Genomic DNA, 15,679 nt, shown 5'->3' on the forward strand with positions numbered 1-15,679 from the left:
TCACCTGCATCACCGGATACGACCGCTCAGTACAAGGACCAGCCACGCCCGTCGTGACGCGACTTCGCAGCGGACCGGTTCTCGGACTCAGCACGCCGCTCCTCATCGAGCTGCCGCCGCTCCTCCGCAAGCCGGCGCTCTCCCTCCGCGGCGAGCTCGTCCCGCTCACGGTCGGACATGGAGGCCCACTTCTCGGCGAGCGGCGCCGCCGTTTCCACTGCCTGCTCGGCGTACGCCGACACATTGGCCGCCTCGCGCAGCCCCATACGTCCGGAGAGGACCTCTTGCGCCATTTCCTTGAGCGCATCGCCACCCAGCCCCGAGGCGAGATGCTCCAGGGACTGCCGAAGAATCTTGGCCTGAGCGGGATCCTGCTGGGTCATCTCCAGGAATTCGGAGTCGTCCACGCGCTTGTCGGAACTGTCACGGGCGCTGTCCAAGGGGTACCTCATAGGGAGGGTCGGCGGTCTCGACCGGCGTGAACCTACCAACGCGCCTGCGCATGCATCAACACACCACCGACACAGGAAACCCCCTCAGTGGTGTCAACTCGGCGTGAGCACCAACCCATTGGCCGTACGACCTGTTGCCATGGAGATTTCGAGGAGAACCGTGAAATGTATGGCCACCGGCTCCCGGCCCCGCTGCCTCAGCGCTGGGTCCGCCGCGCTTCCCGGCCGGAGCCGTGCACCGGCGCATCCCGCTCGGCACGCTCCCGGTCCAGCTCGGCCTGCTGCCGTACGTCCCATTCCGCGAACTGCGCCTTGGACTGCCGGCGTTCCGCGTACGTCTGGTCGTCGGCCGCCCGGCGGATCTCGTGCATCCGCTGGTAGACGGCCTCGGCGTACCGCGGGTCCTGGAACGCGTCCTTGATGTCGACGTGCCCGCTCAGCACCTCACGCGCCATCTCGCGCAGTGCCGGGTCGAGCGACGTCGCGCCGGCGATGGTGCGCAGGGAGCGGCGCAGCCGCAGGGCCTGCTCGGGGTCCTGGGCGACCCCCATGAGTTCCTCGTCCTGGATCTCCCGGTCGGCGGTCACGGGTCCGGCACGTCCTTCCTGCCGCTCGCTGTCGTAACTGTCATTGGTGGAGAGCAGCGGCGGCGTCATCCGAACTCGCTGCGAGCCCACTCCTGTGCGCCGCCCGTGGTGTTCGAGGAGCGGGACCCCGCGGTGGAGGTCGCGGCCGCGGGCCTGTTGGACCCCTGCGTCGTGCCTGAGGTGCCGGACGAACCGGAGGAGCCCGAGCCCGCCGGCGCGGAGGCAGTGTCGGCAGCCGCGTCGGACCCGTGTGTGGTGTCGGCGCCGTGTCCGGACAGCGCGTCGACCCCATGCTGCACGCGATCCCCGGCCGCCCCGGTGACACGTTCCGTCGCGGCGTCCACGGCGTTGTTCACATGCGTGGTGGGGTCCACGTAGTCGGCGAAGGTGGATCCCTCGCCCCCGGTGACCTCGTTCTTGAGGCCGTCCACGTATTCGCCGGCCGCCGTCCTGGCGACGTCCGCCGTCTCGCCGAGGTCGATGCCGGACCGTGCGTCGAAGTAGGCCTCGACGCTCTGCTGGCCGATGTTCTGCGCCATTCCGATGGCGGCTTCCTTGGCCTTGTCCTTGGCCGCGTCGACGACCTTCTCCTGGACGAACTGCTTGGCCTGCTGCTTGAGCTGGTCCTTGGCGAACTGCTTGACCTTCTCCTTGGTGATCTTCTCGAGCTGCTCCTTGGCGATCTTCTTGAGGGCGTCCATGGTGGCGTGCTCCATGGCCTTGGTGATCGCCTCCATGACCTCCTTCTTCAGCCTGTCCAGCAGCTCCCGGACGATCAACCGCGTGGCCTGTGTCGCCCCGAGTGCACCGATCTCGGACAGCCCGAAGGTGAAGGGAGCCGCCGCCTGCGCCGCGATGATCTCGATGGCCAGGGCGACGAGCTGGGCGATCACGGACAGCTTCGCCGTGAGCACGGCCAACGCGGCCGCGTCGAAGGCGAAGGCGATGACTTCGCAGGCGGTCTTCGCGTCCGGCAGGTAGCTGTCCTCACCGTTCGCGCCGGTGTAGGCGCCCCAGTCCTTGCTGAACCCGTCGACGGCCGTACCGAAGTTGTGGGCGACGACGGTACGGGCGAGGCCCTCGCCCTCCCGCTGGATCTCCTCGAGTTGCTCGCCGAAAGCCCGCCAGGTCTCGGCGACCTGGTGCAGGGCTTCTTCGTCGGCCTCGGGCCAGCTGTAGCCGAGGAGGTCGAGCACCCAGACGAGCTCACCGGGCAGTGTGAGCGCCATGCCAATTGCCCCCGAATTTAATTGAATTTGGTTAGAGTTGACCGGTGAGGCCGTTCATGAGGCCGCTGTTCGACGTTTCCGACTCGTCGTAGCTGCGCGCCATGTCCTGCAGGTTGTGCCCGATCTTCTCAAGCCGTTCGGCGAGGCTGTCCATCGATGTGAAGATTCCGTCGCGAATCGGCGTGTAGACCTCACCGAAGATTTCTCCGAAGTCCGCGTCCGCCCAGGGCTCTCCGAGGCCTTCGAGACTGTCCTGAAACCGCTTGGATGCACTCGCGAAATCAGTCCCGAGGTCGGTGAACTTCCCTCCCTGCCGCCGGAGTACATGCGTGTCCACATCGAAGGCGTCGAACCCCATGGCGCTCCCCCGAACTCCCGTTTGCCGTAGTTCATATTGGACGACAGACCGATACCTTAGACTCCTCGCGCACCGCCCTGCCAAACCCGTAAGTCAAGAGATCGTCAAGTCGTTCAAGGGGACACCAAAAGTGGTCACAACACAGCCGCATTACGGCAGCACGGGGAGCCTCTGGAAGGGAAGGCTCCTCGGACTCGGGCTGCTTCTCGTGGCCGTTGTCGTCGCCGCGGTGACCATTCCTGAACTACGCAGTGAACTCGCCGGGGAGGGTACCGAAGGAACCCTCACGATTTCTTCATGCGAAACACACACGAAGACCCATTACGGCACGCACAGGCGTTCCACGGAACTCAAGTTCAGCTGCACGGGAAGCTGGAGCGCGCAGGACGGCAAAAACGGCAAGACCGCCTACCCGGACGTGGTGGTGGAAACATCGTCACGTTTCGAATCCGGCGCGAAAATCCCCGTGGCCCAGGTGGACGACACCTTCCAGCAGCCTCAGGACCGGGACCCCGGAGACGACGCCGCGATCCTCGCGTTCTGCCTCTCCCTGCTGTCCTTCGGCATCTACTGCCTCCTCACCGGCTTCGGCACCCGCAACGGCCCCGGCTTCACGGCCTCTTGGCAGCGCCTGCCGGCCCGGACCGTCACCGGCCCCGTGCTGGGCGGCCTCGTCACCGTGGGCGTCCTGGCAGCACTCGTCTGCGCCCTCGTCCTGTGACCTGTACCCCCCTTTGTCCCCTCCTGCCTCCCTCGCCTCCCTCGCATCCCTCCTGAGGAACCCTCAATGACCCAAGTGCACGGGAACGCCGCGCCGAACGCCGCCGCACCGGAAGACCGCTCGAACCTGAGCCGCCTCATCGGCGCCGGCCTGATCCTCGTAGGCGTCGTCCTCATGGCTCTCGGCGCCTACCTCGGCCCCTACACCTACGCCACGTCCACACCCGGCAAGCTGACCGTCGACACCTGCACCGTCGACTACAAGTACCGCTCGAGCACGTCGAGCAGTTCACGCAAGAAGACCAAGACCAGGTGGTGCTACGGCACGTTCACCTCCGACGACGGCACCGTCAAGGACCTCAACGCCGAACTCAAGAGCGACGCGCTGCACCAGCGCGGCTACGTCATCGAGGCCCTCAAGACCGGCGACACCTCCTACAAGCTGGACCAGGGCTGGGTCTACGCCATCGCGGTGGGCTGCGCGTGGTTCTTCGGCGCCCTGATCGCCCTCACCACCGGCATCTTCGCCACCGTCACCGGCTTCCCCTTCGGTCGGACACCGAGTCAGGGTCTGTTCCGGACGTGCCTGGTGCTGGTCGGGGTCGGCGTGGTCGGCCTCGTCGTCAGCTTGCTGGTGGCGTTCTTCGCGTGAGGAAAGCCCCGGCGCGTTCCCTGGAAGGGGGGCGCCGGGGCCGGTGTCCCTGCTGTGACGCCCTGCGGCGAGCTGACCATCACGGTCTGCCCGCCGCAGAGTCAATGCCTAGGAAGCGGTCGTGGGCAATGCGACGAGGGCGGGGGAATCCCCGCCGAGGCCGGCACCGACCGAGGTGACGTAGAGCACGTCCTTGTGCCAGAACGGCCACGCACCGACACCCATGTTCTTGTCCACCTCTTCCGGATACTCGACGAGTGTCGTCATCGCACCGTCCTTGGGGTTGAACTCCACCAGTTTCGGCCTCTCCGTGGCCTCGGTGACGTACACCAGCAGACGCTCGCCACCGGTCTCCCGCAGCGGGATGTACTCCATCTTGGGTGATGCCTTTGACCGCCACAGCTCCTTGCCACTGTCAAGGTCGTAGGCAACCAACGACCTGGGACTGCCGGCGCCCCCGTCAGGGTCATAGCCGCCCATGAGGAAGATGTTTCCGAACCCAGCAGACTGGCGCATCGGACTGCCATTCTCCTCAAGCCCAAGAAGGTACTTTTCCGGATTCCCTTGGAACTTGCCGCCGCGCTTCTCGCCAGTCTTCTCATCGAGCGCGTAAACGCCGGCTTCCTCACCACTGACGACGAGGGGAGACGTGGAAACCACGCTCTCTGCCTCTCCGTCAGCAAAGCGCTTGGTCCACTCCGCCTTGCCAGTACCGGGGTCGATCAGCGACACCTCGTCCCAGTCCTTGTCACTGGGCTCGTCGGTGCACGCGCGCACCCGAATCAGGTTCTTGCCACCGGTGTACCAACCGGCTGAGCAGCCGCTCCCATGCAGCTCCTGCGGGTCCCAGACCTTGCTGCCGTCCTCCAACCGCTGCGTGTCCCAGGCCGTGCTGCCATCGGCCACCTTCAGAGCTACATGCTCCTTGTCCGCCCGGATCACCACGGCCTCGCCGGAGCGAGCCACCCAAAGCCCCTCGCCCGTGTTGAACTCGTCCTTCACCTTGAAGGCCCGGTGCCACAACACCTTGCCGGAGTTGAGGTCGAATGCGGCCACATGGTCGCACTTACCCCTGGCCCCTGCCCCACCCATGCCCGAGGCGCCATAGGCGACGATTCCGATCCCGCCATCAGAACCAGACGGAGCCACGCACGCCTGGTTACCCGCACCCGGCAGCGGTGTCGCCCAAAGCTGCTTGCCGCTATCGAGCGCATAGGCCTTCACACCACCGGACAGCGTCTGAATCACCGCTTTGTCGGTGAACCAGGTGCCGTCCACTTCCTTTTCGCCCAGGCCCCATTCCGCCTTCGACGGGACACTCCACAGCGGCTTTGTGGCAGAGCTCGCCATCAGGTACCACGCCGCCCCTCCGGCCCCACTGAGCACCACGAGTGCGACAACGAGCAGCACGATCAGCCCGGTCTTCTTCTTCCGCGGCTGCTGAGACGGAACGGGCGCCCCGGGGTACTGCTGTGGATGGCCTGGCTGACCGTAGGTCGCCTGAGGAGCCATGGAGTACTGCGGAGGCGCCGGCTGCTGGGGGTAGCCGTAGCCCGGCTGTCCCGGTGGCGTTGCGGGCGGCTGTTGCGGGTAGCCGTACCCCTGCGGCGGCAGGGGGCCCTGCTGGGGTGGCATGGGGGGCTGCTGCGGCGGAGGAGGCTGCTGCCCGTAGGGGCCGGTGCCCGGCACAGGTCCGTTGACGCTCATCAGATGCTGCTCCTGACGTACTGGGCCCACGCGGTCTCGAATTCACTCTCGTTCATGCCAACTGCCTTCTGCAGTTGCTGATCGAGCTTCGTAGGCTGCCTGTAGTGGTCCACGACGAACTCGAAGAGCGCTTCCTCGCCACCCTTCTCCGCAATGAAACGCATGACCAGATAGCTGAGGGCGTAGTTCGCACTGACCGAGTTGTATTCCAACTCGAAGTCCTGACCAGGCAGCTGGCCGCTGAATTCCTCGCCAGCCAGATCACGACGCACCCGCGCGTCACCTCGAGCCCGGTCGAACCGGTAGGAAACGTACTCTGCAAATCCTTCGACAGCCCAAGCACGAATACTCGTTTTCTCATCGTCGCCGTATGCGCCAGGGTCCTGCGGCTGAACAAGAGCGTGAGCGATCTCGTGGCGGGAGATGTCTCCGACACCCGCCTGCCATGTCGATGAAGTGAATCGGCTCGTAGAGGTGTCCATCTTGATGCGCGCACCACCGTACTCAAGCCGGTCCTTGTCGCCGCTGGAACCAACGTTGAAGGCGGGCATGGGCACGCTCTGTCCGGCGTCCCATCCCACGTCGTCACCGTTGTTGTTGTACAGCTTCGTGTACGTCTTCCGGTCTGGTTCGAGTACGACGAGGAATCCCTCAGGCGTGTTCGGAACCGATGCGGTATTCGATCCCCACAGCTCGAGATCCTTCTTGGCGCTGTCCTCGACGATGGGCGCGAAACGGTCGGCCGCGGCGCTGTTCTTCCTGGCCGAGATCGTGACGGTGTGCGCCTGGCGCTTGACGTACATGTCGTCGTAGAGGTCCCAAGGGGCCGGATAATAGACCGCGTTGGCCAAGGCGGCCGCGCCCGGAGATCCCCCCACTTCGCTGATGCGTGGCTCAGCCGACTCGGACTCCTTCTCGACCGTCCACCGATACCACTCGGAGACCGGCCGGACATCAACGCCCTTGATCTGATGCACGAAGGCGACATCGAGCGTGAGCTTCACATCAGAGCCCCACTCGTTCGAGCCGTCGCCCGTCTGATTGAGGACCATGTACTTGCTCTCCGCGAAGGGAATCTTCCGGAGGTTCTTGAAGATCTTGCGCTGCTTGTCCTTCGCCGCGCCGTCGAAGGGCTTCAGGAACTCCTCTTCGTCTCCGCTCTTCAAGGCAGTCGTACGGCCGTTGAGCAACGTCTCGATCTCATCCGAGCTCAGGATCTGCTGCTCTTCATCGCCGCCTCCCCGGGCACCTGGCAGCGAGCCCCCACCGACCGCCTGATAGAGAGCCAGCCCACCGACACCGAAGAGGGCCACCACAGCAAGGACCAGCAGACCGATGACGACACGCTTCAGCCCCTTGCCCTCGCCGGAGTTGCCAGGCGGCGGAGGCGGTGGCGGCGGTGGCTGATACCACCCTTGCTGCTGGACCGGTGCCCCATACGGGCCGGCGTTCCCCGGCCCTCCTGGTGGCGTCGAATAGGACATGACAACCTCTCGCGGACATCCTGATGAGGGGCAGCACGATGCGGTTCGGCCACACGTGACGGAGGACGGGTGACTCACCCAGGCCTCAGCGGGCGATGCGTGCAGGCTCTCTGAGCGGCACTCGCACGGCCCTGCTTACCCTCCCCTTAAGTCACACAACACCTTATGACCTTGGTTAAGGCGGCCGTACTTGCAGCCATGGGGCTTTAGTGCAGAAAGTGTGATCAGAAGTTGTAAAGGGCTGCGGGCGGGGGAGCAGCACACTCCTTCCTGGACCCCGCATGTCGCGCATCCCAGCGGCAGCAGCGCCAAGACCCCGAGTGCCACCGGATCTCCACGGTCAACGGGATGCGCAGGTGACTACGCTGCCGGGGATTCGATTATGCTTTTTGTTGACGTGCGATGAGTTCTGACAAGGGACGTACGCCCTGTATCCACACCCAACATGGGCCCGGATCCTCGCACCGCATCCCAACTGCCACAGCCCGACACGGACCGGGACGTGCGGGACATGGACCCCACTCCCGGCACCCATCCCGATCCGGGCGGCCTTTACACCGAGGACCTACGCCCCATGCCGGCGCCCGCAGGCTTCACTCCCGGCCCCAGACCGGCGAGTTCACCCATCGCCGGGCCCGACCAGCCCGCGGACGTACGCGATCTCGACCCCGAGCCTGGTGCGTGCTCCTCGGCACCGACGGGCGCTGGAACCCAAACCATGTCGAGCGGCGGCACCGGTGGCGTGCGAAGCACGGGGTTCAGCGGGGTCGACGATCCGGCCGCACTGAACCGCGCCGGTAAGAACTCCAATCAGCTGGCCAGCCCGGTGCACTCCAACGGGGACGTCGGCGACGACGGAGACATCATGAGGGCCGTGGTGTCGCTGCGACATGTGGGGGCCTCTCGGCGTGGCCCTGATGAACACGATGCACACTGGGACAAGCGTCATGCCTGAAAGCGAACCCTGGGAGTACTCCCCATACATCCCGAACGACCCACGCGCCGTCACCGTCTGTCGCCGTACGGTCCGGCTGATCCTCACGATGCACGGCTTGATCCACCTCGTCGACACCGCCGAACTCCTCGCCACCGAACTGGCCTCCAACGCCGTACGCCACACCAAGGGCCCGCTGCCCTACGCCTGCGGTGGCTCGACGGCGCACTGCGCATCGGTGCCTGGGACGCCGACCCCGAGCCGCCCGAACCTCCGTCGAAGTTGTGCGACTTGGTCGACGCGGAGGAAGGCCGCGGTCTCGCGCTGGTAAGTGCCTGCTCTGCGTATGGGGGTGGCAGCCGCTGGTCAGAAACGGCAACCGAGGTAAGTACATTTGGTGCGAGCTCGGTGCCGCGTAAGTCAGACGGTTGCGTCAGCTGGAGTCGACCAGCCCCGGCGTGGGTCGCAGTCCCTCGACTGCGACCCACGCCGCGGCATTCCCAGTCGCCCCACGCCATCAGCATCCGCCGCACGCGACGTGACCCATACCGCCCCCTGCAGGGCCTCCTCGAGCGCAATACCGAGCTCGCTCACAACTTCGACGGTGTTGAACTCGAACTGCAGTTGAGCGGGACATCGGCCTTGGGGACGTTCGGTAGGCCAGCGCTTCAGGACCCTGCATAGACTCCTGGATCATGTCCGACGTACCCCCCACACAGTCCCGCCCCCACGGCCACAGTCATCCACTACGGCCGCGGATCCGCCCGGCAGGGATTCGTGCTCGGTGGGGTCCTCATGGCAATAGGCGCCGTCTGGGGGCCTCGCGGTAGCCATGACCGCAAGTTACGGCCAAATTGCGTTTTCGGCTCGACCGCACTCTTGTTCGGCAAGCCCACCGGCCAGCCTCGCTCGCCGCTCCTCGGAGTCTCCCTGCATTGTTATACTCGCCGAGCATCTGGTGTCGTTCCCTGCGGCGGCTTCGAGTCCATCAAAAAGGAACCTGCCAACAGTGCCGAGGCCAGGGGGCCGGCAATTCCTACTGTCCAGCGCCATCCCGATGCAACGTCGAATGTCATCAGGGCTGCACCACCAATGATCAGCACCAAGAGGCCCAAGGTCGACCGACTCACGAAAAGGGACCACTTGGAATGCGGATCCCACAGACGGAGCGGCCGACCGTCGCCCGCTGCGTCAGTCAGTTTGTGGACCGGAGTACTGCCGCCCGTCAACAACCGCCCTTCGGTGACGGTGAGCATTCCATGCATCACCCAGCCCTGATCAGAAATCAGAGCCGCAGGAGTCACACGAGGTGAGAAACGGCCACCGCCCGTACCCCGGTGCCCGTCCCAGCACAGCCAGGCCTGCTTTCCCTTCACCGATTCGGGCAGATCCTGTTCTGTGAGGTCCACGAGAAAGTGCGCATGACCGGCGACTGTCTCGACACTCAGGCTTCGCGACGGTGAAGCATTCTTTCCCGGTTCGCTAGAGGCCTCATGAAATTGAGCAGCATGAGAGACCCTCCCTCGAATGGCACGATCGTTGATTGTCAGACGAGAAAAGGTGCGAAAACCTTGCTCGGTGTATACCGACACCACGATTACGGAGAGCCCGATCCCCCATCCACCAAGAAGCAGCCAGACCAAGCGAACTGGAAAAGTAGTGCCACGCAGATCGTCTTCCAGATCGCCCTTGTCTCCTGCCACAGCCCCCAGGCGAGGTTGGCTTGGGGCATAGAGTACCGACACCCGGTCTCCAGGCGTCAGTCGATCGGGAGACTTCGTGGTTACCGTCGCCTGTGCTGGTTCCCCACCCTTCAGGTCCGGTAGCTGAACAACAGTCGTCGCTGTGTAGTACGACTCGCCCCTACTCGGGTTGTGGAAACGAACACCGCTGACTTTGTCGACCTGAACATTCGCGAACACCGCCCCGGCCGAGTGAATCTGCTCCACCAAGGCAGGCCTCTGCGGCGATCCCCATGCCATGGCAATCAACCCCACAAAGAGGCTCCAGACGCCGACAGGGCCGACGAGGGAACACCACAACTGTCGCCGCCTTGAGGGGATACGGCGAGGCAAGGGGGCCGACTCGGAGTTTGACCAGCTTCGCGCTGTATCTGCCTCGGTTCCAGTGAACTCGGCCGCTGCCACCGCACTGAATGGCTGTCGGCCACCGACCTTTCGCTGGTACAGAGCGATCGTGGCAACACTGAGCAGGGCACAAGCAAGAGCGACGAGGATCGTCTGGCGTCGCAGGGCCGGCTCGGAGCTGAAGAACCAGAGCGTGAACACGACGGTGCCAGACACGAAGCCGACCCTGGCAGCCCAGCGGCCGACTCTCTCGGCAGACGCGAAGTTCACGGGACGGGTGGCTTCGCCGTTCACCCGAAGTCCTCGCGAATCCGGTCGGTTGCCGTCTTGTGGTCGCCCTCTACGCCCCGCTTACCCGCCTTCTGAGCCCCCTCCGCGCTCTTGTCCACGTCTTCGAACCCGTCCTTGGCAGTGTTAGCGGAAACGCCCCCCGCAATGGGAGTGGAGGCTCCGAAGGCCGCGTCGATTCCGGACTGCTGGTGTTCCGGACGATCCCCGATGTACGAGAAGTCATTTTCGTTTCTCAGGCCCCGAGCCATGTCGTCGAAGCCTCTGTCGACCGCCCTTGCCCCACCGCCGATTCCACCAGCTGCGCCTCCGGTGATACCGGTGACGATGCTCTGCCGGATGTCGAAGTCTTCCCCCTTGCGCACGGAGTCCAGGTAGTCTCCCGACATCCCTCCCGCCGCACCGCCGGCTATCCCGCTGACGATGTCCCCACCGCCCAGTTTGGTCGCGACCTTGCCCGCGGCGGTACCGACCGTCGCGCCCGCCAGACCTCCGACAAGGTTGGTCCCGACTTCCCACCCCTTGCCGCTGAGCTTGCTGGTAACCATGCCGCCGACAGTGCCACCGGCCCAGTTCAGCAGGAATTCAGCGAAGCGTCTGCCCCATTTTCCTGAGTTGTACAGGGTCCGGAAAATGGTGGCGATCGTCCGTAGAAGCCTCCCCAGGCGACCCGCGGCATCGAGAGCTCTTGTCACCAACATGGTGACTCGCGCTGTTCCGGCCGCTGCCGAGACTCCCAGTGTGAGGAACGACATCCCCACCGATACGCCAATGGAGATGCCAATCTCCACGTAAATGTCGTGAATCTCCTCATTGACCTCCTCAATACACTTGGCAGCGTCCTCGAGGCCCTTGGCAGCTTCATCGAAGTCGTCCGTCGCGTCCCGCACGGCAGCCGCGAACTCGTCCCAATGAGTCTGGAAGGCATTGGCTGCCTCGCCACGCCATGTGTGTCCGACGGTTCCCTTGACGTCCTTGTCCAGGGCCTTGAGCATGCCCTCGACATCGGCTTTCAGCTGGCGCCACGCCTTGGCCGCTTCTCTCAACTCATCCGGACGACCGCCAGGATTAATGACCTCGATGCCGAGTTCGATGATCTCTTCGGCTGCGGACTCGTTGCCGCTCACTGATCACCGTCCGACTGCTTACCGAAGAGGACCGAGAGGTCGTCGTCGGTGACTTCAGTGTTCTTGTTCACCTTCCGCAAAGCGTCGGCGATCCTGTCCAAGTGCTCATGAACAGTCTTCATGGCACTGGCAACGTCCGCAGAGTAGGAGATATAAGAGGATGTGACCTCCTCCGATTCCGTGAGGACGCCGAAACCATCAGTGATGGCCTCTTCACCAGTCTCCGCCTCGAACTTCTTGAGGTAGGCCCTCAAGTCATACGCCTGCATCTCAAACTTCCGAGCCAATTCCCTGCCCGCTCCAGGCTCGTAATACGAGGTTCCGTCGTCAGCCATTTGCTGTCCTTAGTTCGATGGTGCACCCAGGAGTTCAGCCCTACCGGATTGAGAGCTGAACCGACTACTTACTGGCCATAGCCTGGAGGCTGCTGGGTATAAGGGTTGGGGTGCTGGGGCGACTGTCCGGAAGGAGAGGCGTATCCCTGATAGGGAGTTTCCGAATACGTCTGCTGGACGTTTGGGTAAGCTGGGTGCTGGGGCGGGGGGTAGCCCGTGCTCGGGGGATAGGTTCCGGCGTTGGGCATAATCGGGCCGGTACCCGAGTTGCGCCTGCTACGCAGTACAGCGAAGACGACGACGGCGCCAATTACGGCTCCAAGGCCGACAACGCCAACCACAAGGACAACAGCGCCCATGAGGCAGGATCCCTTCTCGTTCTTGGCTTCTCGGTCATTCGCAAATCTCGGCTACAACGAGACAGAGCAGCAGAGTCGTGGAATGAGTCCTGCCCCCCACCTCTTCAGAGCTCGATTGTCCTCGCGGTACCCACGCAGCATGACCAAGAGACCCATATGCGTGCCGATCAAATTGAGCACTGTCAACCACAAAAGCGTGCCGGACATGATCGACATGCCGAAGAGCAGCCCAGGGGCGACGACTGCAATGCCGAGGAGAATGGCACGGAAGTGGTTCGCGGTATGCGATGTCATCTCATCGGCAGCCGTTGGGGAATTCAGGTCCGGTGCAGTTTCAGGTTCACTGCCTCTCCCAAAGGGAGCAACGCCTACTGCCCCTGGCCCGGGGGCTGTTGGGCATAGGGGTTGGGGTGCTGCGGCGACTGTCCGGGAGGCGCCGGGTAGCCCTGGTTGGGAGCCGAGTTGGGGTACTGCTGGTAGCCCGTGCCGGCAGAGGGCGTTCCGCCGCCGGAGCCGGGGCCGCCGTTGCCGCTGTTGCGGCGGCTGCGGATTACCACGATGGCGATGCCCATGACGACCACGGCTGCTGCGATGCCGGCGATGAGAAGGATGCTGCCCGAGGAGGACTTCTTCTTTTTCTTGGCGGCCTGGCTCGTGCTGTCGTTGTCGTCGGAGGCGGCACCCGAATTAGTGGAGGTGGACGGTGACGCCTGGTCGAGAGGGCCCTGCTTGGGGCCCTTGGGGATGTCCATCGTCAAGGCCGCGTACGGACGGATGATGCCGTAGCCGTACTCCTCGTCAGGGGTCTTCTTGACGTCGTGGTCGAGCAGCGTGGCCGATTTGATCAGGCGGTTGATGACCTGGCCTGCCGTGAGGCCAGGGTATTTGGCGCGGACGAGGGCTGCGGTGGCGGAAACGTAGGCAGCGGCATCCGATGTACCCGTTCCCTCCGCGTAGCCGCTGGACTGGGTCGGGTCTGCTTCCACAATACTGACGCCGGGAGCGGTTAGTGTCATACCTTCACCGAAATTGGAGTTAGACCAAATTTTCAGTGATTCATCAACAGCTCCGACCGCTACCACGCCTGGAAGCTTCGCTGGATATGCCAGACCTGCGTCTCCATCATTTCCTGTCGCGGCGACGACAACAACATCGTGCTGTTGCGCGTAATTAATTGCTTCGGCGCCCTCAGAACCAGGAGTAGCGAGAGAATCACCAAATGACATATTGATGACGTCTGCACCCTGATCAACTGCGTAACGCACTCCTTCTGCCCACTGATCGTCATCGAAGTCGTCACTCTCCGCCGCCTTAATGGGGAGGATCTTGGCCTTCGGCGCCAAGCCGATCACGCCTGAAGCATTGCTCGTCCCATGTCCGTGACCAGCGATGAGACTTGCCATACCGGTGCCATGCCCGTCGGTGTCATTCTGGGCATCACTGCCTCCGGTGACATCTTTGCCCTTCAATACCTGTCCGGTCAGATCGGGATGATTACCGTCCACCCCGCTGTCAACGACGGCAACTGTCACGCCCTGCCCCTGTGACTCTGACCAGACTTTCTTAAAGTCAATGACATCAATGACCCACTGCTTGTCGCGGATGTAATCCGCTGAGGCAGTAGGGGCAGAAGTGAGGAGCAAGGCTCCTGTCAACGTCACGACTCCCGTCGTCGACCAGAATCGCTTGACACTCAATTCCTTGCTCCTCACTCAACTATGACTGGTTCCGCCAGTCTTCATGCAGCGAGCCGCACGTATTCTCCGTGCGGCTCGCTAGTGTGACTACTCGATGGTCCGCGGTACGTTCCGGTTGCGGTCCTCTTCCGAAATCCAGGTCTCTTCGTCCTCGACCAGGTAGTCGGGACGGTCCCCCTGGCTGTTCTCCTCAGACCTTCGGCCGTTGCGGCCGCCCATGCCGCCGGCCATTCCGCCTGCTCCGGCGCCGCGCTGAGTTCCGCCCCGGCTGCCGTGCAAACCGGCGCCGCCGCCGGCGCCCTTGCCTGTGACCCCCTTGGCTGCGCCCACCACGCCGCCGCGGGACTTCGCGAGGGCTCCACGACCGCCAGCGCCAGCACCGCCCCGGCCAGCCGCGCCAGCACCGCCACCACCCATGCCGCCCATGCCGGCTCGGCCTCCTGCGCCGCGGCCCGCTGCCGCGCCACCGCCAGCCAGACCACCACGACCGCCCATGGCTCCGATGCCGCCCCGTGCGGCGGCGCCTCGTCCAAGACCGGACACTCCGCCAGGAGCGATGGGACCTGGGCCCTGAGTGCCTCCGGTACCGAGGCCACCGCTACCGCCGCTGACACCGGCAGGGCCCGTGCTCGGGCCAGTCCCCGTCAGGCCTGGAGAGATGCCATCCACCTTCGTGCGGGCTGCCGGGAGCTGAGAGCCTCCCGTAATACCGGCATCTCGAGGCACAGCGGGAGCTGGCTTGATGCTGGCCGTGGAACCTGCGCTCCACGGCTTGTTACCCGAACGAGCTGCACCGGGCCCTCCCCCCGAAGCACTCGGCATTGTAATCGGAGGAGGCATTGTTACGTTATTACTCGGAGGAGTGACACCCTCCTTCTCGTTAAAAGTCCCGCCACTCTTCAGGTTCTGCCCATAGACCTTGTAGTTGGCCGCCAGCTCCTCCATCACCGCCATGGCCTGCAGGCGACGCTCCATCCCCAGCGACAGGTTCTTCTCGTTCGCCTCGGCAACGGTGCCAGCGCTGACGCCCGCAGCCAGGTCCTTGTGCGCCTGGGTGTCATCGCGATTGCTGTTGTCATTCATTTTGTCGCCCGCGCTCTCCAGCTTGGACGGTTCGTGAATGTCTGCCATCTTGCTCTTGGCGGCGTCGAGGTCCTTGCTGATCGCAAAGAGTTGCTCCGCCGTGAAATTGGCGTGTGCAGCCCCGTTCCGAATCTGGACGCCGATTTCGTTCGCCCGACGCTCAAATGCTTCGGCTGCTGAGCCTTCCCAGTGTGCACGGACGTCTTCGACAGCTTTCTTGAGCATCCCGGCGACGCTGTCGTTCGCGGAAACTTGGTCCACACCGCCGGTGGCGCCATCACCGTCGCCACCGGACAGGATGTTGTGGACCATTTTCCAGTGGGTTCCAACCTCCGAAATCTTTCCAGGTTGGGAATCCATGATCATCTTGCGCAAGCCGTTGACCGAGTACTCAACGAACGGCGTCTTCCCATTCTCGGTCGCGCGGTTGTAGGGCACGTTTTTGCGCGCGACCTGGTCGGACTCAACGAGTCGGTCATGCTCGTTCTTCTGTTCTTCGCTCCTCGCTTTGTTGTTGCTTTCCTCCATCTGCTTGCCTGACCTGTACTCTGTTCCCGCATCGGTCATGACCCCACTCCCC

At 64.0% G+C, this 15,679-nt stretch carries 13 protein-coding genes and 1 pseudogene; 3 read left to right on the plus strand and 11 right to left on the minus strand.

Features of this window, described 5'->3' with window-relative positions:
* Nucleotides 1-26: 26 nt before the first annotated feature.
* The 4 genes from ACIBU0_RS26650 to ACIBU0_RS26665 all read right to left on the minus strand — a co-directional run bounded on the left by ACIBU0_RS26650 (nt 27) and on the right by ACIBU0_RS26665 (nt 2,626).
* Nucleotides 27-440: a hypothetical protein gene (locus ACIBU0_RS26650; protein ID WP_398822918.1), complete on the minus strand. Its 414-nt coding sequence runs from the start codon at nt 438-440 to the stop codon at nt 27-29.
* 209 nt (nt 441-649) lie between these two features.
* Nucleotides 650-1,108, minus strand: a complete 459-nt coding sequence (locus ACIBU0_RS26655; protein WP_398822921.1) for a hypothetical protein — start codon at nt 1,106-1,108, stop codon at nt 650-652.
* Nucleotides 1,105-2,268: a PE-PGRS family protein gene (locus ACIBU0_RS26660; RefSeq protein WP_398822924.1), complete on the minus strand. Its 1,164-nt coding sequence runs from the start codon at nt 2,266-2,268 to the stop codon at nt 1,105-1,107. Before ACIBU0_RS26660 ends, ACIBU0_RS26655 begins: the two co-directional genes overlap by 4 nt.
* 31 nt (nt 2,269-2,299) lie before the next feature.
* Nucleotides 2,300-2,626, minus strand: coding sequence for a hypothetical protein (locus ACIBU0_RS26665; protein WP_398822928.1), 327 nt, complete (start codon nt 2,624-2,626; stop codon nt 2,300-2,302).
* A 130-nt stretch (nt 2,627-2,756) separates the two neighbouring features.
* Here ACIBU0_RS26665 and ACIBU0_RS26670 point away from each other — a divergent pair, with 130 nt between their 5' ends.
* Together ACIBU0_RS26670 and ACIBU0_RS26675 are read left to right on the plus strand one after the other, a co-directional pair.
* Nucleotides 2,757-3,347, plus strand: a complete 591-nt coding sequence (locus tag ACIBU0_RS26670) for a hypothetical protein (protein WP_398822931.1) — start codon at nt 2,757-2,759, stop codon at nt 3,345-3,347.
* Nucleotides 3,348-3,413: 66 nt separating this feature from the next.
* Nucleotides 3,414-3,998, plus strand: coding sequence for a hypothetical protein (locus ACIBU0_RS26675; RefSeq protein ID WP_398822934.1), 585 nt, complete (start codon nt 3,414-3,416; stop codon nt 3,996-3,998).
* A gap of 108 nt (nt 3,999-4,106) precedes the next feature.
* Here the strand turns inward: ACIBU0_RS26675 and ACIBU0_RS26680 are convergent, their stop codons facing one another.
* Nucleotides 4,107-5,705: a PQQ-binding-like beta-propeller repeat protein gene (locus ACIBU0_RS26680; RefSeq protein WP_398822937.1), complete on the minus strand. Its 1,599-nt coding sequence runs from the start codon at nt 5,703-5,705 to the stop codon at nt 4,107-4,109.
* Nucleotides 5,705-7,189, minus strand: coding sequence for a hypothetical protein (locus ACIBU0_RS26685; RefSeq protein WP_398822940.1), 1,485 nt, complete (start codon nt 7,187-7,189; stop codon nt 5,705-5,707). Before ACIBU0_RS26685 ends, ACIBU0_RS26680 begins: the two co-directional genes overlap by 1 nt.
* 947 nt (nt 7,190-8,136) lie before the next feature.
* Between ACIBU0_RS26685 and ACIBU0_RS26690 the strand changes: the two are divergent.
* Nucleotides 8,137-8,542: pseudogene (locus ACIBU0_RS26690) on the plus strand (ATP-binding protein).
* A 519-nt stretch (nt 8,543-9,061) separates the two neighbouring features.
* Here ACIBU0_RS26690 and ACIBU0_RS26695 read toward each other — a convergent pair.
* The 5 genes from ACIBU0_RS26695 to ACIBU0_RS26715 form a co-directional block, all read right to left on the minus strand.
* On the minus strand, nt 9,062-10,504 hold the full coding sequence (locus tag ACIBU0_RS26695) for a hypothetical protein (RefSeq protein ID WP_398822943.1): 1,443 nt from the start codon (nt 10,502-10,504) through the stop codon (nt 9,062-9,064).
* Nucleotides 10,501-11,625 (minus strand): WXG100 family type VII secretion target, encoded by a 1,125-nt coding sequence (locus ACIBU0_RS26700; protein ID WP_398822946.1) that lies wholly within the window; start codon nt 11,623-11,625, stop codon nt 10,501-10,503. Before ACIBU0_RS26700 ends, ACIBU0_RS26695 begins: the two co-directional genes overlap by 4 nt.
* Nucleotides 11,622-11,960 carry a hypothetical protein gene (locus tag ACIBU0_RS26705; RefSeq protein WP_398822949.1) on the minus strand — a complete coding sequence of 113 codons (339 nt, stop codon included), beginning with the start codon at nt 11,958-11,960 and terminating at the stop codon, nt 11,622-11,624. Before ACIBU0_RS26705 ends, ACIBU0_RS26700 begins: the two co-directional genes overlap by 4 nt.
* A gap of 727 nt (nt 11,961-12,687) precedes the next feature.
* Nucleotides 12,688-14,031, minus strand: coding sequence for a type VII secretion-associated serine protease mycosin (gene mycP, locus ACIBU0_RS26710; protein WP_398822952.1), 1,344 nt, complete (start codon nt 14,029-14,031; stop codon nt 12,688-12,690).
* Nucleotides 14,032-14,103: 72 nt separating this feature from the next.
* Nucleotides 14,104-15,666 (minus strand): hypothetical protein, encoded by a 1,563-nt coding sequence (locus ACIBU0_RS26715; RefSeq protein ID WP_398822955.1) that lies wholly within the window; start codon nt 15,664-15,666, stop codon nt 14,104-14,106.
* Nucleotides 15,667-15,679: the final 13 nt, after the last annotated feature.

The organism is Streptomyces sp. NPDC049627 (assembly GCF_044465645.1).
Classification (GTDB): domain Bacteria; phylum Actinomycetota; class Actinomycetes; order Streptomycetales; family Streptomycetaceae; genus Streptomyces.